Raw genomic sequence first — 19,993 nt, 5'->3', positions numbered from 1 at the left:
CGTTTCCTATTCTTTCCGCTAATTACATCTGTCATAAGAGAGTGACTCATGGATCGTATTATTACTTCTTCACGCGACCGCACATCGCTACTCAGTACCCACAAGGTGCTGCGCAATACCTATTTCATGCTCAGCCTGACGCTGGCGTTTTCGGCGATCACTGCCACCGCCAGCACCGTGCTGATGCTGCCGTCTCCGGGGCTGATCCTGACGCTGGTGGGGATGTATGGGCTGATGTTCCTGACCTACAAAACCGCGGATAAACCGGTCGGTATTCTGTCCGCGTTCGCCTTCACCGGCTTCCTGGGCTATATCCTGGGGCCGATTCTGAACGCGTATCTGTCTGCCGGTATGGGCGACGTGATTGGCATGGCGCTGGGCGGTACCGCGCTGGTGTTCTTCTGCTGCTCGGCCTACGTGCTGACCACCCGTAAGGACATGTCCTTCCTCGGCGGTATGCTGATGGCGGGTATCGTGGTGGTGCTGATTGGTATGGTGGCTAACATCTTCCTGCAGCTGCCTGCCCTGCATCTGGCGATTAGCGCGGTGTTTATCCTGCTGTCATCTGGCGCGATCCTGTATGAAACCAGCAACATCATTCACGGCGGTGAGACGAACTACATTCGCGCCACCGTGAGCCTGTATGTATCGCTGTATAACATCTTCGTCAGCCTGCTGAGCATTCTGGGCTTCGCCAGCCGGGATTAATTTGCATCACTGATACGAAAAAAGAGAATGCCCATGGCATTCTCTTTTTTTGTCTTATTCTCCCCGGCAGATATAGGTAGGATAACGCCGGTCCTGAATCAGCCACACGGCGGGCGACAGTTCAGAGATCGTCAGGTAGTAACGTGCGGTCGGATAGGCGAAGCTTCCCCATTGAGCATCCGGGGTATTGTCATTGTGTCGACGCCAGGTTTTGGTATAGCTCAATACAATGACGTTATCATCTTTCCGTTGCTCCCAGGTAAAGTCGACATCCCTGTCAACGATCAAACATTGCCCGCCAGCCCTTGCCGCGCCTTTGTAAGTCGTCAACCCGGTTCCATCCTGATGAAAATAGAACTGAGCAAAGGTATTGACCTTCACCTCACTTGCTTTTCCCTCATTGCGCGTGAAATTAAATTCTGTACTGCAGGCAAGCACATCCTTTTTACCCAGGCCGCCAGAATAGTAAAAAAGCGCTATTGCACCACCAACCAGTACACCGCTCAGCCCAAAAATAAGTTTTATTTTCATTTTTCAGCCCCGCTTTTATAACGAATGGTTTTGCACAGTCTGGTTTTACTTCCCGGGCAGGCACCAATGAAAACCTCATCCGCGGCGGAAATAGCAAAACGGGCGCTGAAATAATAAATATTATACTCTTCTCGCTCGCATGCCACGTTATTCGCCTCCAGCTGTTTCGCTAGTTTCGATAACACTAACGGCCGTCCATGATCGTTAATTATCCAGATACTGCAACGCGCAATTTTTTCCTTAACTGGCGTGAGTTTCGCCGGAACGGTTATCCCCTGCGGGCGGCTAAAGTACAGGCATCCCCCTAGTGCAGCGACGATCGCGACCGCCGTAATCGCCCCCCTTTTCAGGAATGTGCGCCGCGGCTTTACGTCTTGCTGTTCAACCGGAGACTGAGAATCAACGGGTTGAATATTCTCCCGAGGCTGAAAAATCACATCGGCCTCAAAACGAAATCCATAGCGGGGTACGGTCACGATAAATTCATGCCCCTCTCCCAGCGACTGAAAGCTTTTACGTAATTCGCTTACCGCTTTATTGAGATTATTTCCTGATGGCGTAAAGCCGAACGCTTCCCACACGCGAGCGATCAATTCATCCCGGCTAAGGTCACGACCTCTGTGCTTAATAAACTCCTGTAAAAGACGAACGGCCGGTGCCGAAAGCGTTAATACAGACTCGGGTTGTCCAACAAGACTTATTGCATGTGATTCAGGATCGAATAACAACGAATTATTGCATATAAAAAACATCTTTTATTCTCGGCTGTTACCGCATGCTTTTTAATCCCTGGTACATCGACATGAAAATCACCTCCTGATCTGCTTATTTTGTAATCAGAAGGAATTTTCTTCCCATCCCTGGTCGCGGTATTTTCGCTTAACTATACAACCTTAAAGACAGAAAAGCAGGATAAAAAACTGTATTTAACGAGTTAATTAATACAAATTTTCACAAACCGCTGTTCTGGTTAAAGTTTCCCTGCCCTGAAGCGATACGAAAGCAGACGGTGTCCTGGTGTTAACGCGCCACCGATGAACTCAGAGCAGGCAGACAGAATGTGAAACAGAAAAAAAGAGTGAACATGACAACCGCCTTTTATGTCGCCGCGCTGTCATTACCATTTTTCTCAGAAATGGCAATGGCCAATATGAGCGTGTACCCGATGGAACTTAACGTGGATAAGTCCGGGGCGGCGCAAATAAAAGTGGCTTCAAAAACGGATGATATTCAGTTCATTCGGGTGAGGCAAAAGAAAATTCTTAATCCCGGCACTGCCGAGGAAAAAGAGATTGATGTGGCCTCGTGGAAAGAAGGTGGCGTTGTTGTGACGCCAGAAAAATTTGCCCTGGCGGCTGGCGCAATGCGCGTCGTTCGTCTGGTATCGCTCACGCCACCGGAAAAAGAGACCACCTGGCGCGTCTATTTTGAAGGGGTAAAGCAACCTGACAGCATTATTCCAGGTCAGGCAGAAAGCGCTGCGGCGAAGGCGACATTGGGCGTCAATGTCATCTGGGGCGCCCTGATCCACCTCGCCCCGGAAAAAAGTGTGGTTTCACTCTCGATAGACCCTCGCAGGGGGACGTTAAAAAACAACGGTACGCTGCGCGTGCCGCTGAGAGAGATCGGTATTTGTGACGCAAATTCGTCGTGTAAATGGATTAAAGAAGACGCGACGATTTATCCGGACACCGAACGGAAATTAAAAACGCTCACAAAGACACAAGGCCATAAATATAAATTCCGCTACTTCAACTGGGTGAATAAAACCTCTGAAGAAGCTGATTTACCCGTCGTGCAATAACACGACGTTACCGTAAAGACCCCAAAGGGTTTGTTTAAAGAGCCAGGGTGCTCATTTGTAAATATGGAGATATCAATGCGTAAGTATTTTAAACCCCTGATGATTGTTGCCGCGATGACCACGTCCGTTAGCGCGCTGGCGATCCAAAAAGATATTACCGTCAACGCCAGCGTTGATTCACAGCTGGATATGACCCAGGCGGATAATACGCCGCTGCCGGCAAGCATCGATATGCAGTACCTGCCAGGCCGCGGTCTGGAAAGCTACCGCCTGAATACCAAGGTATGGTCTAACTCCGCCACCAGCAACGTGAAAGTCCGTCTGGTGAGTGCCGCGAAGCTGGCAAATGCCGACGGTGCTGAGTCCATCCCAATGACGGTGAAGCTGGGCGATAAAACCCTCTCTACCGCCGATGTTGAATATACCGGTACCGAACTGTTCCCGGGGAGCATTGAAAACGGTTCAGCGGTACTGCCGCTGACCATTTCTCAGACCACCAAAGGCATTCTGAAAACCGGTCAGTACAGCGGCGTTGTCAGCCTGATGCTGACGCAAGCGACGACCACGGAAGGCGGTGCGTAACACCACAGCACCTAAGGAATAACGTCAGAGGGTGCCCACCCTCTGACGTCAGGATGATGTCGAGGCTCGTTCATGGCGTTTCACAGAAATACTCTCCTCTTTGTTGCTTTGTTACCCGCTTCCATCCAACTCGCCTGTGCCGGGATGACCGTCCCGGCAGGTTTTGAAGATCTGGCGAAAACCCAGCGCCTGTGGACAGAGGTAAACCTCTATGGCGAGTCGCTTGGCCTGTTTGAAACGGATATCACGCTTGAAACGGTCAGTTTTGTCGCACCTGAAACCATTGTAGCGGCCATCAAACGACGGTTTAACGACGACCCTGCTCTCGTTGCCACCGTGTCTGCCACGCTGGCCGTTCCGCTTGCCCGTAACGGCAACCTGGCCTGCAGCAGCAACAGCTCCGCAGCGGGCTGCGATTACATTGATACCGACCGCGCGGCCATTATCTATGACGAGAATAACGCCCGTATTAGCCTGTTTTTAGACAAGAAATTCCTGCCTAAAGCCACCGCGGAAAATCAGTGGTATCAGCCCACGCAGGACACCGAAAATGCGCTTATCCATCAGCAGAATGTTAATTTTGTTGCCGACAGGGATTATCAGTCAGCCACCGTGCAGGGCAATGGCGCGCTGGCGCTCACGCAGGACGGCTATGTTAACCTCGACTGGACCTGGCTGGGACAGCGTTCAAGGCACCAGCAGCAACAGGAAATCACCGTTAACAATGCCTGGTTCCGCCAGGATATCTTGCGTCAGTACTATGTCCAGCTGGGCGAAATGGATACCCGCGATCTGTTCAGTAATGCCGGTGGAAATATCAACCTCAGCCAGCTTCCGCTGGGGAAAATTCGCGGCGTGCGCGCAGGCTCAACACGGGCGTGGATAAATCCGGTTCAGCAGTCAAAGGGAACCCCTATCACCGTGCTGCTTTCCCATGACGCACGTATTGATGCCCGCCGTGGCAGTCAGCTGCTGGCCAGCTTTTACCTGAATGCCGGCGCACAAACTCTCGACACGCGATCGTTTCCGGACGGGAGCTACACCGTCACGCTGTCGGTCTATGAAAATAACCGGCTAACGCGCACCGAGCAGGTGCCGTTTACCCGAACCGGCATTACGCCATTCGACCGCGTCGAGTGGTTCCTGCAGGCGGGTGAAACCGACAATAGCGATCAAAACGAAGAACCCAGCGCGGTTGCGCAGGCGGGCGTACGCCTGCCCGTCACCGAGACCTTAGCGCTTACCAGCGGAGCAACGATAAAGCAAAACCAGCGCTTCCTGGAAAATGCGCTCGACTGGAGCCGGGGCTTCAACGCGGGCCCGATCGACGGCGTGCTGAGTACCCGGTTTAGCTACCTTTACGGCAGCGAAGGCCAGCGCGGCAATATTCAGCAAATCAGCTACAACGACGGTTTTTCACTGAGCCTCTATCGCAACGCGCTATCAGCGGAAAACTGCAACACCCGAAGCGCCGGGTTTGACGCCGTGAACGGCTGTTATCGCACCCTCTCGGTGATGTTTTCCGTCCCTGTCGGCGCCTGGTATGCGAGCCTCGGCTATTCGGATAACCGCAACGAAGGACGGTACGTTTCACGCCGGGAGCTGCCGGATAGCGACGATCGCCACGATGCGGGTTTGCCATGGGAATCGGTCTATATGACCCGCTCGCGCTCGCGGGCCTGGCAGGGAGGCCTGAGCAATGCCTTTAGCACCCATGGTCTGAACATTAACAGCAGCGTTAACCTCTTCATGCGCAACGATGATGCCCGCGACGGCAGGGACAAAGGCGGCTACCTGAGCGTGAGCCTGTCCATGGCGCATAACCGTCAGGGTGATGCGTCTAGCTATACCTCTCTGGGGGCGACCTGGCAGCACCAGCAGCGTGAAAAAAATCAGCTGAACTACAACGTGGCGCATAACTGGTACAGCGATGCACGCGGTGAAAACGAGTACGGCCTTAGCGCATCAGGCATTAACAGCGACTCGCTGAATACCTCAGCCTATACGCGCCAGGGCGGGCGATATGGCAACGGCAGTCTGACCGTCAGCGACGCCTGGGATCGTCAGGACAGACGCCATACGCTGAGCACCAGCGGCAACTACAGCTCGACACTTGCGCTGTCGCGTTCTGGCCTGTGGCTGGGCCGCTGGAGCGACGGACGCCCTGCTTCCGCCGTCGCGGTTAACGTTGCCACACCGACTGATACCCAGGCTCCGAGCGTTGCCGTGTCGCTGGATAACAGCGGGAGCGCAGACATTCCGGGTAATAGCCGCGCCCTCTTCGCCGTACCGGGCTACCAGCAGACCACGTTGACGATTAACGAATCGCTGGATGTATCCCGGGGAGCCAGCAGTGAGATCACGCAAGGTTCAGGCAGCAGAACGCTGTTTATGGTGCCAGGCAAACTGCTGCGTCGGGATGTGCAAACCACCGCAAGCTACACCTGGCTCGGCCAGTTAACCGACGAGCGTCATTCGCCGTTTATCGGTGGTGTGCCGCTGAACGTTAACGGCTGGAGCGATCTCGGCAACGGCGGATTCAGCGCCCAGAGCGATGCCCTGCTGCATAACCTCTACCTGGTGCGTCAGCAGCAGTTTTATCTGTGCGAACTCAACGTGAAAAGTATGCGCGACGTGGTGCGCTATGTCGGCTCAATTCCTTGTCGGGAATTAACCTTCTCGGCCCTGCCAGATGCCGTCCAGCAGCAGGCACAGCTGATGCTCGCCGGACGATCGGTACCTGCCGGGCCAACTGCCATGAACGCCGACAACCTCACTAAAGGGAAATGATGTGATGAAGTACCTCTTTATTTTACTGTTGTTAAGCCTGTGGACAGGCCAGACGCTGGCGGGCGCCCCTGCGGGACGAAACACCAGCGTTGGGATCAGCTTCGATCGCACGGCACCGCCTGCGCGTTTCGATATCTGGTTGCATGAATCGGGCGGCTTTGACACCGCCGACCCGCAAAAGTGGGGACGTAATACCCTGACCTGTCAGTCCCGGACCGACGCCACGTACGGGGCCTGCATGAACTCTCCGGTCTGGTTCTCGGGTAACCCGGCCGCGCCCTATGCCATCAATTTACGTTTCACGCATACCCTCACCAGCAAGACGGTGGATATCAAGGTGTATGGCGATCACTACATGTTTATCAACAATAAAGTGTTTACCTTCGCCAGCTTTGTGACAGGCGGAACAGCCACAATTGCTGACTGGAACAGAGAGCCCTACTTCGATTTCTATATTGTGAAAAGCGAACTGGATAAGCTCGCCCTGCCGGGGATCTGGACCGCAACGCTGAAGCAGAACCTGCGTCAATGGGGGAGCGCCGACTGTGGCGGGAACTTCAATGACGTAAACGTCGGATGCCCTGGCTATCTCACTATCGCCAGGTGGCAGGCAAACATTCGCATTGAGGTGGTCGATCCGGGTAATCAGCAGATTTATCTGCCGGCATTTCCGCACTCCACGCCCATCGTTAACCTCAACCTGACTAACTTCCCGGGGCGGCCGGCTGGCAGTGAGATCCAGGGAGAAAATACGCTGGATATGTGCCTGTACGATGGTAAAAACAGCACCAGCACCCGCACCTACCTTCGGTTTGAGGACGACGGACTCGCCTCAGCGGGCCGTACTGAAGGTGCGTTTTCAATCAGGCGACGCGGAGGAAGCCAGACCGATGCGCGAGACCGTCTCGACTATCAGGTCTTTGTCACCCATCCCATCACAGGCGCAACAGACATCGTCGCTAACGGTAAAACCGTGGTCTGGCAAGGGACTAACGATCCGCAGTATCTGCGTCAGGTCGTCCTGCCCGGCGGACGCGAGAGCGTACTGTGCGTGCCAGCCCCTATTATCCTGAAAACCCCTTCATTTACTGCCAGCAGCAAAAATGCCGGGGATTACACCGGCACGCTACGCATTATCTACACACCCAGTACGTTATAAGGAGGCCGCCGTGAATTACGTTATTCTTGATAATAATCGCTTTTATGCCGAAGGTTTACGCTACGCCCTTCTGCGCCGTAACGCTCAAATGCTGGTTGAAAGCGGCGCGGTAACGTGGCGCCATTCGTTATTGGCCTGCGACACCCTCGTTGTGCGCTGCCGCTTTTCCGTCGCCGGGACGCATCAGGCGCTGGTTGAGATTCTGCTTCAGCTAGAGGCCAGCCGCTGGGAAGGAACGCTTTATCTGGTGTGCAATGAAAAAGGCTGGGCGCTGGCCACGCATCTGCGAAAGCGTTTTGCCACGCTGACCTCATATATTATTGATGACAGAATTGCCGTCGCGGATGCAGCGTATCTGCTTGCAAAAGAGCCCCGTCGGGTCCGCAGCCTGAATTGTTGCCTGACGGGCATGGAGTTCAATGTTCTCGACAGGCTGGTTAACGGGCAATCGGTAAGACATGTTGCGACAATGACGCAGATGAGCGAAAAACAGGTCTCGACGTACAAATGCAACGCGTTAAAAAAGCTGAATGCCAACAATCTGCTACAGCTTCTTCTGTAGACCGAAGTTTCTCATGCCGCCCCTTCTTTGCTAGACTAGGGGCGGTTTTTACTTTATCGACAGAGCACTATGTTCATTTTTGCAGGCCAGGAAATTGAGACCGATAGCGAAGGCTATCTGAAAGATACCACGCTATGGAGCGAGCCACTGGCGGAAAAAATCGCCGAAAACGAAGGTATCACCCTCTCCCCCGAACACTGGGAAGTCGTGCGTTTTGTGCGCGAATTTTATCTCGAATTTAATACCTCTCCGGCGATCCGCATGCTGGTGAAAGCGATGGCCAATAAGTTTGGCGAAGAGAAAGGCAACAGCCGCTATCTGTATCGTCTGTTTCCGAAAGGCCCGGCAAAACAGGCCACCAAAATTGCTGGCCTGCCAAAGCCGGTGAAGTGCATTTAATAACGAATACTGAAGCTCTCGTATTCCCGGCCGGGTTGATGCGGTTCTGTTAGCACCCTGTCAACCCGCGCGCTGCGCGGGCCACCCGCTTTCAGCCACACCATCAGTTTTTCTACCTGCTCCGCGTCGCCACAGGCAACCACCTCAACGCTGCCGTCATCCATGTTTCGCGCATAGCCCGTGATCCCGAGCTGAAGAGCCTCACGCTGGGTGCTGTAGCGGAACCCGACGCCCTGAACGATGCCGTGAACCCAGGCAATAGTGCAAACTTTTGACATTTTTCTTCTCCTTAACGTAGCGTTTTCGGCAAACAGCCGTAGTGCTGCCGAAAGCGGGCGGTGAAACGAGAACTGGAAAGATACCCACATTGTAATGCGATTTCGCCAATGGGTAATCGGGTCGATTGCAGCTGTGACAGCGCAACGGCCATTCTCACCTCTTCCACGATCTGGCGAAAACTCTGCGACTCTTCACGCAACTTTCTGCGCAGCGTCGGCACGCTTAAGGCCAGACGGCTTGCGATATCCTGCGCAGTCCAGGATCTGGCCGGCGATAGCATGATGAACTGCCGCACCTGCTCAGTCAGGTTACTGCTTCGCTCAATAAGCAGCGGACCTGCCACGCCTTCATGCAGCAATGCCAGCAAAAGACCGAAGGCCTGATGTTTTTGTAACGCCTCCGGTAAATCCTGACGCACGGCGTGCAGCAGGTTATCCCACATAAACGCCAGCCCCTCGCTCAACGGGACACAAAGGGAATGTAACGTCGTGCCCGGCCAGGATTTCAGGTAATGCGCTTTAAACTCGGCCAGGATTTCTGGCGACAACATCAGCAAGTCCGATCGAAACATGCCGTTCGCAGGCTGATTAATAATCTCCATTGACGTATTGGCCGGGATAATAATCAGCGCATCCCTCGTTGCCACCAGGCGCTTGTCATCCTGAACAATGACCTTACTGCCGTGAGTAATGTGACAAATGGCTGGAAAAAAAAGTTTAACCTGGTGCAGGCGATGCATTTTGCTGGCACTGACTTCGCCCGCCGTCAGCTGTTTATGTTGAAGGTAAAACTCCTGCACCGGGTCATCCTTATCTGCTGTACGTTGCGGTTAACTGCGTTTTTCCGAGAACGTGACTGTTTATCATATAACCGACCAGCGCGCCGCTGGCATTGTTATCAAGGGGCAGTGTGTCCACGTTCAGCGCCCAGACGGTAATCTGGTAACGGTGCGGTTTGTCTCCCTCAGGTGGACATGCGCCGCCAAATCCAGAATAACCGAAGTCATTACGCCCCTGCACCGCGCCAGCGGGTAATTTCTCACTCTTTGGGTTACCCGCGCCCGCGGGCAGTGCCATTGTTTTCGCAGGAATATTGGCGACTGTCCAGTGCCACCAGCCACTGCCGGTGGGGGCATCGGGGTCATATACCGTGATGGCAAAACTTTTCGTACCGGCTGGCGGATGTTTCCATGCAAGCTGCGGAGACTGGTTATCACCGTGGCAGCCAAAACCGTTGAACACCTGCTGTTGCGCTAAACGGTGCTCCCTGGAGATATCCTGACTGGTGATACTGAAAGGCGTTGCCGCTAAAACCTGAAAACTTATCGCCGCCAGAGCGGTTGTTACTATTACATTGCGCTTTTTCATGGGGGAGTCCTTTGCTGAACGGGAAGCCCCAATGTAAGGCACGCGGCCATACCGTAATGTGCTTAAGCGATTTGATTTTGTGCCGAAACGCTCAAAGGCATCCACAGATGATTGCGACTTGCTGAATGTGATAATCTACGCGCCATTTCCCTGAAATCGACAGAACAGCAAATTATGAGTGTACGTTTAGTGTTAGCCAAAGGGCGCGAGAAATCCTTACTGCGCCGTCATCCCTGGGTTTTTTCTGGCGCAGTTGCCCGCATGGAAGGCAAAGCCAGCCTCGGTGAAACCATTGATATCGTTGACCATCAGGGGAAATGGTTAGCGCGAGGCGCATACTCGCCTGCGTCCCAGATCCGCGCTCGCGTCTGGACCTTCGACAAAGATGAAACCATTGATATCGACTTCTTCATTCGCCGCCTGCAGCAGGCGCAGCAGTGGCGTGAGTGGCTGGCAAAGCGTGACGGTCTGGACAGCTATCGTCTGATCGCCGGTGAGTCCGACGGCCTGCCGGGTGTGACCATCGATCGCTTCGGCAACTTCCTGGTGCTGCAACTCCTGAGCGCCGGAGCGGAATACCAGCGTGCCGCGCTGATTAGCGCGCTGCAAACGCTGTTCCCGCAGTGTGCCATTTACGACCGCAGCGATGTGGCAGTGCGCAAAAAAGAGGGCATGGAGCTGACTCAGGGGCCAGTAACGGGCGAACTGCCGCCAGCCCTGCTGCCCATTGAAGAACATGGCATGAAGCTGCTGGTGGATATTCAGGGCGGTCACAAAACGGGCTATTACCTTGACCAGCGCGACAGCCGTCTGGCGACACGCCAGTACGTCGCCGACAAGCGCGTACTTAACTGCTTCTCCTATACCGGCGGTTTTGCCGTTTCGGCGCTGATGGGTGGCTGTGCGCAGGTCGTCAGCGTTGATACGTCACAGGAAGCGCTTGACGTGGCAAAACAAAACGTCGAGCTAAACAAGCTGGATTTGAGCAAAGCGGAGTTTGTACGCGACGACGTTTTCAAGCTGCTGCGTAAATATCGCGATCAGGGCGAGAAGTTCGACGTTATCGTGATGGATCCCCCTAAGTTTGTGGAGAATAAAAGCCAGCTGATGGGCGCCTGCCGCGGGTACAAAGATATCAACATGCTGGCCATCCAGCTGCTGAACCCGGGTGGCGTTCTGCTGACGTTCTCCTGCTCCGGTCTGATGACCACAGATTTATTTCAGAAAATCATCGCCGATGCCGCAATAGATGCTGGTCGTGATGTACAATTTATAGAGCAGTTCCGTCAGGCAGCCGATCATCCCGTGATTGCTACCTACCCGGAAGGGCTGTATCTGAAAGGGTTTGCCTGTCGCGTCATGTAACTTGAAAAGAGAAATATTGACCACACATAACGTGTAAGTCGTATTTCCCGGGAGGTGACTATGATTGCCAGCAAATTCGGTATCGGCCAGCAGGTCCGCCACACTTTGCTAGGGTATTTGGGTGTGGTCGTCGATATCGACCCGGAGTATTCCCTTGATGAACCGTCAGCAGACGAGCTGGCGGTTAACGCCGAGCTTCGCGCTGCGCCCTGGTACCATGTGGTGATGGAAGGTGACGACGGACAACCCGTTCATACCTACCTTGCCGAAGCGCAGCTGAGTAGTGAGTTGCAGGAAGAGCATCCGGAGCAACCTACGATGGATGAACTTGCTCAGACCATCCGTAAACAGCTACAGGCTCCGCGCCTGCGGAACTAAGTGTGTAAAAAAAGCCCGATAACGGGCTTTTTTTTATTATTTCGCCAGCCCCAGACGGGGGATCTCAATCGCCGGGCATCGGTCCATGACCACCTTCAGACCCGCTTCACGCGCCAGCACGGCCGCCTGCTCGTTAATCACACCCAACTGCATCCACAGGGTTTTCGCCCCGACGGCAATAGCATCCTGCGCTACGCCCCATGCGGCCTCGGAATTACGGAAGACATCGACCATATCAATTTTTTCGGGTACGTCAGCGAGCGTCGCATACCCTTGCTGGCCCAGCAACGTTTTCCCCGCCACTTTTGGCGAGACCGGGATGACGTGATAACCCTGATCGAGAAGGTACTTCATCACCCGATAGCTGGGACGATCGGGTTTATCGCTCGCGCCCACCAGCGCAATGGTCCGCGTGGATGTCAAAATCTCAGCAACATCATTCTCTTTCATGGTTTTTCTCCTGGCTTTTTTAAAAGTGTACGCCAAAGCGCACATCTCAACCATCCATCCCATACAGATGCATGAGGGCAAAACGGCAAAATATGTCTATATGTTAGTAAACGTGATTATCGAAAAATTTAGATACATTAATGCGGCGACAGTATGTCTGACGGGAGCCTCCTATGAAAACCGGTATTGCCACGGCTCTGATTGCGTTAGTGATGCCGGTTTGCGTATTTGCTACCACGCTTCGGCTCTCTGGCGACATTGATCTTCTGGTACTGGACGGAAAAAAAGTGTCCAGCTCATTATTACGCGGTGCTGACAGCATCGAATTAGATAACGGCCCCCATCAACTGGTCTTTCGGGTAGAAAAATCGATCGGCCTGGCTAACCATGAGCAACGACTGTACATCTCTCCGCCGCTGATTATCAGCTTTAATACCCGGCAAATCAGTCAGGTGAACATTACCCTGCCTCGCCTTGAAACAGAAAAGGAATCGGCGGCCTTTGACGCCTCGCCGCGCATTGAACTGCTGGACGGCGATGCGATGCCGATCCCGGTGAAGCTGGATATTCTGGCATTAACCACGTCCCCGAAAGGCCCGGATTACGAGGCGGCTACGCAGGTTTATAACAAAGCCGGTAAACGCGCCTCCCTTCCGCAGTTTGCCACCCTGATGGCCGACGACAGTACGCTGCTTTCCGGCGTATCAGAACTGGATGTTATCCCGCCTCAGTCCCAGACGCTGACGGAACAGCGCCTGAAATTCTGGTTCCAGCAGGCCGATCCCGACACGCGGGCCCGATTTTTACAGTGGGCAAAGCAACAACCTTCATCCTAAGCCACATTTTTTTCGCCTGACGCTTGCAGCGTCAGGCGCTTCCCGTCATCGTGTAGTCAGTTAACCTGATGGATATGATTATGGAACTGACAACACGCACGCTGCCTGAACGCAAACACATTGCACTGGTGGCGCACGATCACTGTAAACAAATGCTGCTTAACTGGGTGCGCCGCCATCAGTCTTTGCTGGAAAAGCATGCCCTTTCAGCGACCGGCACCACCGGAAACCTGATCCAGCGCGAAACGGGTCTGGAGGTCAATGCGATGCTGAGCGGCCCGATGGGCGGCGATCAGCAGGTCGGCGCGCAGATTTCCGAAGGGAAGATTGACGTGCTGATCTTCTTCTGGGATCCGCTGAACGCGGTTCCGCACGATCCCGATGTTAAAGCCCTGCTGCGTCTGGCGACGGTGTGGAATATTCCGGTGGCGACAAACCTCTCGACGGCGGATTTCATCATCGAATCACCGCAGTTCAATTCGCCAGTTGATATCCTGATTCCGGACTATCAGCGTTATCTTTCTGAGAGACTGAAGTAGCTTTTTTGCCGGGTGGCGGCTTCGCCTTACCCGGCCTACCCATCCTTGCTCGTCGTCGTTACGGCTTTCTCGCTACCGGCACATCAATACTCTTCAGAATATCGACAAACACGGATGGCTCCGCTTTATTGAACAGCAGCCAGACGCGGTGACGTGCGCGCGTCATTGCCACATAAAGCAAACGTCGCTCTTCGGCATCCGGGAAATCTTCCGGCACCGGCAGTAGGACCTGTTCCATCACCGATTCACGGGCCGGAGCCGGGAAACCGTCGCTGCCCTCTTTCAGCCCCATCACAATCACATAATCGGCCTGCTGCCCTTTGCTGGCGTGAATGGTCATAAATTCAAGCTGCAGTTTCGGCCAGCGGGTTGCGGCTTTTTCCAGCGCTGCGGGTTTAAGGTGATGATAACGCGCCAGCACCAGGATACGCTCATCGGGCTTCGCATAGCCGCTGAGCTTGTCCAGCAGCGGTTCCAGCTGGTCATCCGCCAGCAGGGTGACGGCTTTTTTATCCCCAGGCCGCAGGCTGTTAAGCGGCTTGGTCAGCTGATGCGGGTTTTGCTGGATAAAACGGTTGGCGATTTCACCAATCCGGGAGTTGAAGCGATACGTGGTGTCCAGATCGCTGCGATCCCCTTCACCAAAATAGTGGTGGAACGCGGTCGTGAGTGAAAGCTGTGCGCCGCTGAAGCGATAGATGGCCTGCCAGTCATCCCCCACCGCAAACAGCGAGGTATGTTTATTTTGCGCCCGTAGCGCACAGAGCAGTGCTGCGCGCTGGGGTGAGATATCCTGAAACTCATCCACCAGAATATGTTTCCACGGACTGACAAAACGTCCTTTCTCAAGAATGACGATCGCCTGATGGATCAAACCGGAAAAATCGACGGCATTTTCCGCCTTCAACGCGGCTTTCCAGGCTTTTAAGAGCGGTGCCATCAGTTTGACCCGCTTCGAAAATAGATCGCGGATCCCCTCTGGCGCACCTTCAATCATTTCTGCCTGTGAGCCACCGTGCATCCGCATCAGGCTGACCCAACGGTCAAGACGCGATCCCAGCCGACGCGCCAGTTTATCATCCTGCCAGAAACTGCCTTCCGGCACTGCCCAGTTGAGCTCCTCTTCCAGCCACTGACGCCACCCTTTCGCCTGCGCTTTTTTCTCACTGCACTGCTGACGCCACGTTTTGATAAACAGCGCCTGGCGCGCCTGCGTGTCATTTTCCAGTTTACTGACGGAAGGCACTTTTTTACTGCCCTGCTGAATGATATGCAGCGCAAGGGCATGGAAGGTTCTGGCAGTAATGTCCCGGGTATGCAGACGCTGCTGAATGCGTTCGTCCATCTCCTCAGCAGCCTTACGGCCAAAAGCCAGCAGCAGAATCTGATCGGCAACCGCTTCACCGGTCGTCAGAAGCCAGCCTGCACGCGCCACCAGTACCGACGTTTTGCCACTTCCTGCCCCCGCGAGCACCAGCAGCGACTGCTCGCCATTGACCACCGCGCGAGCCTGCGCAGGGTTGAGCGGCGAAGATTCCACCGTACTGAAAAAGTCGGCGTACTGGGCCAGCATGGCATCTGTCCAGGCCTGGTTATGCGCCAGCCGACTCTTATCCCTATCGTTCAGCCAGGCCTGACACTGACGCCAGGCGTCGCGACAGTTGTCGAACTCATCAAGACGCGTTACGGCAATCGGCAGGGCCGAGAGTGCCTGGCGAATCTTTTGCTGCAGCCCGGCAGTCTGCTGGCGGGTCAACCACGTTTGTTGCGCGTTGCTCTGGGCAATCTCGTCCAGCACCTGGTGCAGAACCTGGGCGGCAATCACGCTCATGTCGTGACTCCACTGCTGCCAGCGGGCGTTCAGGTGGTGATGAAAACGCTGGGTTTCCGCCCACTCGGTGCCGTGAAGACGCACGACTTTATCGTCTGGCAGAACAAACTCCAGCTCACCCCATACCAGCCCACGCTTACAGTGGATGGCCAGAAGCTGATTAAACGGAATAAGGTATTCGTGGCGTTCTCCGGAGACTTTCACCCCGGCGTTGAGCAAAACAACGCTGTCATAGGGGTGTTGCGCCAGGCGTTTGCCTAATGAAGTTGCTTTCAGTTCCATGTCCCGCCAAATCCACGAAGAGATAATTTACCTGACAGTTTAACTGCCAGTTTTAAGGTGCTCCAGCCTAAAAAAACGTTACAATCATTGGGCGTTAATTTTATCGAAAGGAAGTGAGGGTTTATGCGTACCGTTCTGAATGTGTTGAATTTTGTGCTGGGCGGTTTTGCCACCACCCTTTCCTGGCTTTTTGCCACACTGGTGAGCATCGTCCTGATTTTCACACTCCCCCTGACCCGCTCCTGCTGGGAAATCACCAAACTCTCGTTAATCCCCTACGGTAACGAAGCCATCCACGTTGACGAACTGAATCCGGAAAGTAAGAACGCCCTGATGAACACGGGGGGAACCCTGCTGAACATTCTGTGGCTGATTTTCTTTGGCTGGTGGCTATGCATCATGCATATTTTTGCCGGTATTGCACAGTGCATCTCAATTATTGGGATTCCGGTAGGGCTCGCAAACTTTAAGATCGCCGCCATCGCCCTTTGGCCCGTCGGGCGCAGAGTTGTTCCGGTTGAAGTGGCCCAGGCGGCGCGTGAAGCGAACGCACGCCGTCGTTTTCAGTAAATAAGGACTGGCCGCGTTTATGCTAAGCCCACTGCTTCGCCGTTATACCTGGAACAGTTCCTGGCTTTACAACGTCAGGATTTTTATCGCGCTTTGCGGCACGGTAGCCCTGCCGTGGTGGTTGAATGACGTCAAACTCACCATCCCGCTCACGCTGGGGGTGGTGGCCGGGGCGCTTGCGGATCTGGACGATCGCCTGGCCGGTCGTTTGCGTAATCTGGTGATTACGCTCGTCTGCTTTTTTATTGCGTCAGCATCCGTTGAGTTGCTCTTCCCCTGGCCGTGGCTGTTTGCGCTGGGCCTGACGCTTTCGACCAGCGGGTTTATTTTGCTGGGTGGACTGGGGCAGCGCTACGCCACCATCGCCTTCGGCGCCTTACTGATCGCCATCTATACCATGCTGGGCGTATCACTTTACGACCAGTGGTACCAGCAACCTCTACTGCTGTTGCTGGGCGCCATCTGGTATAACCTGCTGACGTTAACCGGCCATCTTATCTTCCCGGTTCGCCCGCTGCAGGATAACCTTGCCCGTAGCTTTGAGCAGTTGGCCCATTATCTGGAACTGAAATCCCGGCTGTTTGACCCGGATATTGAAGAAGAAAGCCAGGCGCCGCTTTACGATCTGGCGCTGGCAAACGGTCAGCTGGTCACTACCCTTAACCAGACGAAAGCCTCGCTGCTTACCCGTCTGCGCGGCGATCGCGGTCAGCGTGGAACGCGAAGAACCTTACACTACTATTTTGCCGCCCAGGACATTCATGAACGCGCCAGTTCCTCGCATGTTCAGTATGCCGCCCTGCGTGAAAAGTTTCGCTACAGCGACGTGATGTTCCGCTTCCAGCGCCTGCTGTCCATGCAGTCCCTGGCCTGCCAGCAGCTCTCGCGATCCATTCTGCTGCGCACGCCCTATCAGCATGACCCCCGTTTCGAACGCGTGTTTAGCCATCTTGATGCGGCGCTCGATCGCGTTCAGGCCAGCGGAACATCACCGGAACATATCAAAGCGCTGGGTTTTCTGCTCAACAACCTGCGGGCTATAGATGCTCAGCTGGCGACCATCGAATCCGAACAGGCGATGGCGCAACCGGGTAATGATGTGGAAAATCAGCTGGCTGATGACAGCGTGCATAGCTTTAGCGATATGTGGCTACGGCTGAGCCGCAACTTTACGCCAGAGTCGGCGCTCTTTCGCCACGCGGTGAGAATGTCTCTGGTGCTATGCGTCGGTTATGCCTTTATCCAGATAACCGGTTTGCAGCATGGCTACTGGATCCTGCTGACCAGCCTGTTTGTCTGCCAGCCAAACTATAACGCCACCCGGCACCGCCTTGCGCTGCGTATTATCGGTACGCTGGTCGGTGTCGCGATTGGACTTCCCGTGCTGTACTTCGTGCCTTCTGTTGAAGGGCAGCTGGTGCTGATTGTGATTACCGGCGTGTTGTTTTTCGCGTTTCGCAACGTGCAGTACGCTCATGCCACCATGTTTATCACGCTGCTGGTGCTGCTCTGCTTTAACCTGCTGGGTGAAGGGTTCGAGGTCGCCCTGCCTCGCGTGCTCGATACCCTGATCGGCTGTGCGATTGCCTGGGCAGCGGTGAGCTTTATCTGGCCGGACTGGCGTTTCCGTAATTTACCGCGGGTGTTAGACAGGGCATTGAACGCCAACTGTCGATACCTGGATGCCATCCTTGAGCAGTACCACCAGGGACGCGATAACCGTCTGGCTTATCGGATAGCCCGCCGCGACGCGCACAACAGTGATGCTGAACTGGCTTCGGTTGTCTCTAACATGTCAACGGAGCCTCGTGCCACGGCCGAGATGCGTGAGACGGCTTTCCGGTTGCTCTGCCTCAACCATACCTTCACCAGCTATATTTCCACCCTGGGTGCACACCGCGAGAAACTGGTCAACCCGGGCATACTCAACCTGCTGGATGACGCGGTCTGCTACGTCGATGATGCACTGCATCACCGGCCAGCCGATGAACCGAAAGTGAGACAGTCGCTGGATGAACTGACTCAACGTATCGCGCGTCTTGAGCCAGGAAACGACAGCAAAGCGCCGCTGGTGCTACAGCAGATTGGCCTGCTTATCGCTCTGCTGCCAGAAATTTGCCGGTTACAACAGCAAATCGCTACCTGGAGGAGTGATTCTTCTGTGGCTCAGGCAGCGCATTAAACCACTCCGTCAACTCCCGGCGAGTGCCTGCCGGGAGTGCCGCCTCATGCAAACCCTCAATAGCCCCCTCAAGGGCGAAGAGCACTTTAATACCGAGTGCCCTATTTTTAGCCCGCATCTTTAACCAGCACTCCCTGGCACCCAGTGCCCGCAGCGTCTCTTCGTTAGTAATGCCAGCTTCAAAAAGTAATACCTCAAGCTGAAAGGTCAGGTTTGGCAGATCTTTAAGCCGGTTTCGTTGATGGCGCTGACAGCGCTCTTTCCTCGCCGCATTGAGCGCGAAAGAGGAGAGCTGAAGCAGCCGTTCCCTGTCTTGCCACAGTCCATCATCGACACGGTAATAGTTGAGAAGTACCGGGCGGCCTCGTTTCATCAGCGTCAAAAAGGAGGCGGCATTTTTTACACAGTATTTCGCGCTTTCTTCACAGGCGCGAAGGTACAGCTCGCCATCTGACACCATGGCAAAAACCGCGTCATCTATCGCCAGGGTATAGCCACCGAACAGTGCGCGATGATGAATTTCTCCTAGCGGTGAGAGGTATTCCTGGGATTGATAAATCCGTTCATAAGATATCTTTTTCATGATATTTCCCTTCTAAATCATAAGGTAACAGCGAAATTTCTTACTAGCGGATCCGTTAGCAGGAAAATAGGCAACTTAGCGCCGTTGAGCAAGATGATTTTTCGAGGGGCATCAACATTGAACGAATTTTGCGAGTCGCTTTCCGAAAATGAGGTTGATCTTTATGCATACAGGGGTTACTGTATATCCATACAGTAACTACAGAGCTGGAATGAATATGTACACTTCAGGCTATGCAAATCGCTCAACTTCTCTCTCCTCTACCGCGGGCACTGTCGCGCACAACACCGTTGGGGGTGTTTCGACGGGGCTTATTAGTGAAGTGGTTTATCGTGAAGACCAGCCTCTGTTGACCCAACTCCTGCTACTGCCTTTATTACAGCAGCTTGGTCAGCAATCGCGCTGGCAGCTCTGGCTGACGCCACAGCAAAAATTGAGCCGTGAATGGGTTCAGTCCGCAGGCCTGCCGCTGGCTAAGGTGATGCAGATTAACCAACTCTCTCCCTGCGATACCGTTGAGTCTATGGTTCGCGCGTTGCGCACCGGAAATTACAGCGTGGTGATCGGCTGGTTACCCGAAGAACTGACGGAAGAGGAACATTTTCGTCTGACTGAAGCGGCTGAAGAAGGGAATGCGATCGGGTTCATCATGCGCCCGGTTCGTCCAGATTCTTATCGCAGAGGACAACTTTCTGGGCTAAAAATTCACTCAAATTTGTATCATTGAGCGAAATTAAGATTTTTCCTGGAATTTTTTTTGACCGCAAGATACGGATTTAGTTCCCGGCGTCAAAAT

The 19,993-nt window shown here is 54.2% G+C and carries 22 protein-coding genes; 14 read left to right on the top strand and 8 right to left on the bottom strand.

Annotated features, from left to right (window positions below; translation table 11 throughout):
• Positions 1-48: 48 nt before the first annotated feature.
• The gene (yccA, locus tag A4308_RS12060; RefSeq protein WP_013097244.1) at positions 49-708 is read left to right on the top strand and encodes an FtsH protease modulator YccA; all 660 of its coding nucleotides are present in this window, start codon (positions 49-51) and stop codon (positions 706-708) included.
• Between the two features lie 54 nt (positions 709-762).
• Here the strand turns inward: yccA and A4308_RS12055 are convergent, their stop codons facing one another.
• Both A4308_RS12055 and A4308_RS12050 read right to left on the bottom strand, forming a co-directional pair.
• Entirely contained in the window at positions 763-1,239 is a 477-nt protein-coding gene (locus A4308_RS12055) for a hypothetical protein (protein ID WP_032637041.1), read from the bottom strand.
• Positions 1,236-1,991 (bottom strand): winged helix-turn-helix domain-containing protein, encoded by a 756-nt coding sequence (locus tag A4308_RS12050; protein ID WP_032637043.1) that lies wholly within the window; start codon positions 1,989-1,991, stop codon positions 1,236-1,238. The genes A4308_RS12055 and A4308_RS12050 overlap by 4 nt, the downstream gene beginning before the upstream one ends.
• Before the next feature lie 308 nt (positions 1,992-2,299).
• Between A4308_RS12050 and A4308_RS12045 the strand changes: the two genes are divergently transcribed.
• From A4308_RS12045 to tusE, 6 genes are all read left to right on the top strand, one after another.
• Entirely contained in the window at positions 2,300-3,043 is a 744-nt protein-coding gene (locus A4308_RS12045) for a fimbrial protein (RefSeq protein ID WP_045281280.1), read from the top strand.
• Between the two features lie 75 nt (positions 3,044-3,118).
• A complete protein-coding gene (locus A4308_RS12040; protein ID WP_023332625.1) occupies positions 3,119-3,625 on the top strand; it encodes a CS1 type fimbrial major subunit in 507 nt (168 codons plus the stop codon).
• A gap of 72 nt (positions 3,626-3,697) precedes the next feature.
• A complete protein-coding gene (locus A4308_RS12035) occupies positions 3,698-6,415 on the top strand; it encodes a TcfC E-set like domain-containing protein (protein WP_045281281.1) in 2,718 nt (905 codons plus the stop codon).
• A gap of 1 nt (position 6,416) precedes the next feature.
• Positions 6,417-7,574 carry a CfaE/CblD family pilus tip adhesin gene (locus A4308_RS12030; protein ID WP_045281282.1) on the top strand — a complete coding sequence of 386 codons (1,158 nt, stop codon included), beginning with the start codon at positions 6,417-6,419 and terminating at the stop codon, positions 7,572-7,574.
• Positions 7,575-7,584: 10 nt separating this feature from the next.
• On the top strand, positions 7,585-8,136 hold the full coding sequence (locus tag A4308_RS12025; RefSeq protein WP_023332622.1) for a LuxR C-terminal-related transcriptional regulator: 552 nt from the start codon (positions 7,585-7,587) through the stop codon (positions 8,134-8,136).
• A gap of 69 nt (positions 8,137-8,205) precedes the next feature.
• Positions 8,206-8,535, top strand: coding sequence for a sulfurtransferase TusE (gene tusE, locus A4308_RS12020; RefSeq protein ID WP_008499913.1), 330 nt, complete (start codon positions 8,206-8,208; stop codon positions 8,533-8,535).
• Here the strand turns inward: tusE and yccX are convergent.
• From yccX to A4308_RS12005, 3 genes are all read right to left on the bottom strand, one after another.
• Positions 8,532-8,813 carry an acylphosphatase gene (yccX, locus tag A4308_RS12015; protein WP_045281283.1) on the bottom strand — a complete coding sequence of 94 codons (282 nt, stop codon included), beginning with the start codon at positions 8,811-8,813 and terminating at the stop codon, positions 8,532-8,534. The genes tusE and yccX overlap by 4 nt on opposite strands.
• Positions 8,814-8,824: 11 nt before the next feature.
• Entirely contained in the window at positions 8,825-9,553 is a 729-nt protein-coding gene (locus A4308_RS12010) for an AraC family transcriptional regulator (RefSeq protein WP_198923225.1), read from the bottom strand.
• A gap of 70 nt (positions 9,554-9,623) precedes the next feature.
• On the bottom strand, positions 9,624-10,181 hold the full coding sequence (locus tag A4308_RS12005) for a kinase inhibitor (RefSeq protein WP_032637048.1): 558 nt from the start codon (positions 10,179-10,181) through the stop codon (positions 9,624-9,626).
• Between the two features lie 174 nt (positions 10,182-10,355).
• Here A4308_RS12005 and rlmI point away from each other — a divergent pair, with 174 nt between their 5' ends.
• Together rlmI and hspQ are read left to right on the top strand one after the other, a co-directional pair.
• Positions 10,356-11,546 (top strand): 23S rRNA (cytosine(1962)-C(5))-methyltransferase RlmI, encoded by a 1,191-nt coding sequence (gene rlmI / locus A4308_RS12000; protein WP_045134648.1) that lies wholly within the window; start codon positions 10,356-10,358, stop codon positions 11,544-11,546.
• Positions 11,547-11,606: 60 nt separating this feature from the next.
• Positions 11,607-11,924, top strand: coding sequence for a heat shock protein HspQ (gene hspQ, locus A4308_RS11995; RefSeq protein WP_008499919.1), 318 nt, complete (start codon positions 11,607-11,609; stop codon positions 11,922-11,924).
• 36 nt (positions 11,925-11,960) lie between these two features.
• On the opposite strand, the gene A4308_RS11990 is transcribed toward hspQ, so the two are convergent.
• Positions 11,961-12,374: a CoA-binding protein gene (locus A4308_RS11990; RefSeq protein ID WP_014883259.1), complete on the bottom strand. Its 414-nt coding sequence runs from the start codon at positions 12,372-12,374 to the stop codon at positions 11,961-11,963.
• Positions 12,375-12,547: 173 nt separating this feature from the next.
• Between A4308_RS11990 and csgI the strand changes: the two genes are divergently transcribed.
• Together csgI and mgsA are read left to right on the top strand one after the other, a co-directional pair.
• Positions 12,548-13,210 (top strand): curli synthesis inhibitor, encoded by a 663-nt coding sequence (gene csgI / locus A4308_RS11985; protein ID WP_023332617.1) that lies wholly within the window; start codon positions 12,548-12,550, stop codon positions 13,208-13,210.
• 80 nt (positions 13,211-13,290) lie between these two features.
• Positions 13,291-13,749 carry a methylglyoxal synthase gene (gene mgsA / locus A4308_RS11980; RefSeq protein ID WP_008499922.1) on the top strand — a complete coding sequence of 153 codons (459 nt, stop codon included), beginning with the start codon at positions 13,291-13,293 and terminating at the stop codon, positions 13,747-13,749.
• 58 nt (positions 13,750-13,807) lie between these two features.
• Here mgsA and helD read toward each other — a convergent pair whose 3' ends face one another.
• Entirely contained in the window at positions 13,808-15,862 is a 2,055-nt protein-coding gene (helD, locus tag A4308_RS11975) for a DNA helicase IV (RefSeq protein WP_045281285.1), read from the bottom strand.
• A gap of 123 nt (positions 15,863-15,985) precedes the next feature.
• On the opposite strand from helD, the gene A4308_RS11970 reads away from it, so the two are divergent.
• Both A4308_RS11970 and yccS read left to right on the top strand, forming a co-directional pair.
• On the top strand, positions 15,986-16,432 hold the full coding sequence (locus A4308_RS11970; RefSeq protein WP_014883256.1) for a YccF domain-containing protein: 447 nt from the start codon (positions 15,986-15,988) through the stop codon (positions 16,430-16,432).
• Positions 16,433-16,451: 19 nt separating this feature from the next.
• Complete coding sequence (yccS, locus tag A4308_RS11965) at positions 16,452-18,614, top strand: YccS family putative transporter (RefSeq protein WP_023332614.1); 2,163 nt, start codon at positions 16,452-16,454, stop codon at positions 18,612-18,614.
• Here yccS and A4308_RS11960 read toward each other — a convergent pair.
• A complete protein-coding gene (locus A4308_RS11960; protein WP_032637053.1) occupies positions 18,571-19,197 on the bottom strand; it encodes a TfoX/Sxy family DNA transformation protein in 627 nt (208 codons plus the stop codon). The genes yccS and A4308_RS11960 overlap by 44 nt on opposite strands.
• A 217-nt stretch (positions 19,198-19,414) precedes the next feature.
• On the opposite strand from A4308_RS11960, the gene sulA reads away from it, so the two are divergent.
• On the top strand, positions 19,415-19,924 hold the full coding sequence (gene sulA, locus A4308_RS11955; protein ID WP_014883253.1) for an SOS-induced cell division inhibitor SulA: 510 nt from the start codon (positions 19,415-19,417) through the stop codon (positions 19,922-19,924).
• Positions 19,925-19,993 lie beyond the last annotated feature (69 nt).

The sequence above is a fragment of the Enterobacter sp. ODB01 genome (genome assembly GCF_001623605.1).
Lineage (GTDB): Bacteria > Pseudomonadota > Gammaproteobacteria > Enterobacterales > Enterobacteriaceae > Enterobacter > Enterobacter kobei.
The sequence above is the reverse complement of the archived record's forward strand: the minus strand, read 5'-3'. Positions and strand labels throughout refer to the sequence as shown.

Bases quoted from the DNA above. Each gene is read 5' to 3' on its own strand.
- A4308_RS12035 (WP_045281281.1), top strand. From the start codon at position 3,698: ATGGCGTTTCACAGAAATACTCTCCTCTTTGTTGCTTTGTTACCCGCT.
- A4308_RS12010 (WP_198923225.1), bottom strand. From the start codon at position 9,553: ATGCATCGCCTGCACCAGGTTAAACTTTTTTTTCCAGCCATTTGTCAC.
- yccX (WP_045281283.1), bottom strand. From the start codon at position 8,813: ATGTCAAAAGTTTGCACTATTGCCTGGGTTCACGGCATCGTTCAGGGC.
- A4308_RS11990 (WP_014883259.1), bottom strand. From the start codon at position 12,374: ATGAAAGAGAATGATGTTGCTGAGATTTTGACATCCACGCGGACCATT.
- yccS (WP_023332614.1), top strand. From the start codon at position 16,452: ATGCTAAGCCCACTGCTTCGCCGTTATACCTGGAACAGTTCCTGGCTT.
- yccA (WP_013097244.1), top strand. From the start codon at position 49: ATGGATCGTATTATTACTTCTTCACGCGACCGCACATCGCTACTCAGT.
- A4308_RS11960 (WP_032637053.1), bottom strand. From the start codon at position 19,197: ATGAAAAAGATATCTTATGAACGGATTTATCAATCCCAGGAATACCTC.
- A4308_RS12055 (WP_032637041.1), bottom strand. From the start codon at position 1,239: ATGAAAATAAAACTTATTTTTGGGCTGAGCGGTGTACTGGTTGGTGGT.
- rlmI (WP_045134648.1), top strand. From the start codon at position 10,356: ATGAGTGTACGTTTAGTGTTAGCCAAAGGGCGCGAGAAATCCTTACTG.
- A4308_RS12040 (WP_023332625.1), top strand. From the start codon at position 3,119: ATGCGTAAGTATTTTAAACCCCTGATGATTGTTGCCGCGATGACCACG.
- tusE (WP_008499913.1), top strand. From the start codon at position 8,206: ATGTTCATTTTTGCAGGCCAGGAAATTGAGACCGATAGCGAAGGCTAT.
- mgsA (WP_008499922.1), top strand. From the start codon at position 13,291: ATGGAACTGACAACACGCACGCTGCCTGAACGCAAACACATTGCACTG.
- sulA (WP_014883253.1), top strand. From the start codon at position 19,415: ATGTACACTTCAGGCTATGCAAATCGCTCAACTTCTCTCTCCTCTACC.
- A4308_RS12005 (WP_032637048.1), bottom strand. From the start codon at position 10,181: ATGAAAAAGCGCAATGTAATAGTAACAACCGCTCTGGCGGCGATAAGT.
- csgI (WP_023332617.1), top strand. From the start codon at position 12,548: ATGAAAACCGGTATTGCCACGGCTCTGATTGCGTTAGTGATGCCGGTT.
- A4308_RS11970 (WP_014883256.1), top strand. From the start codon at position 15,986: ATGCGTACCGTTCTGAATGTGTTGAATTTTGTGCTGGGCGGTTTTGCC.
- hspQ (WP_008499919.1), top strand. From the start codon at position 11,607: ATGATTGCCAGCAAATTCGGTATCGGCCAGCAGGTCCGCCACACTTTG.
- helD (WP_045281285.1), bottom strand. From the start codon at position 15,862: ATGGAACTGAAAGCAACTTCATTAGGCAAACGCCTGGCGCAACACCCC.
- A4308_RS12050 (WP_032637043.1), bottom strand. From the start codon at position 1,991: ATGTTTTTTATATGCAATAATTCGTTGTTATTCGATCCTGAATCACAT.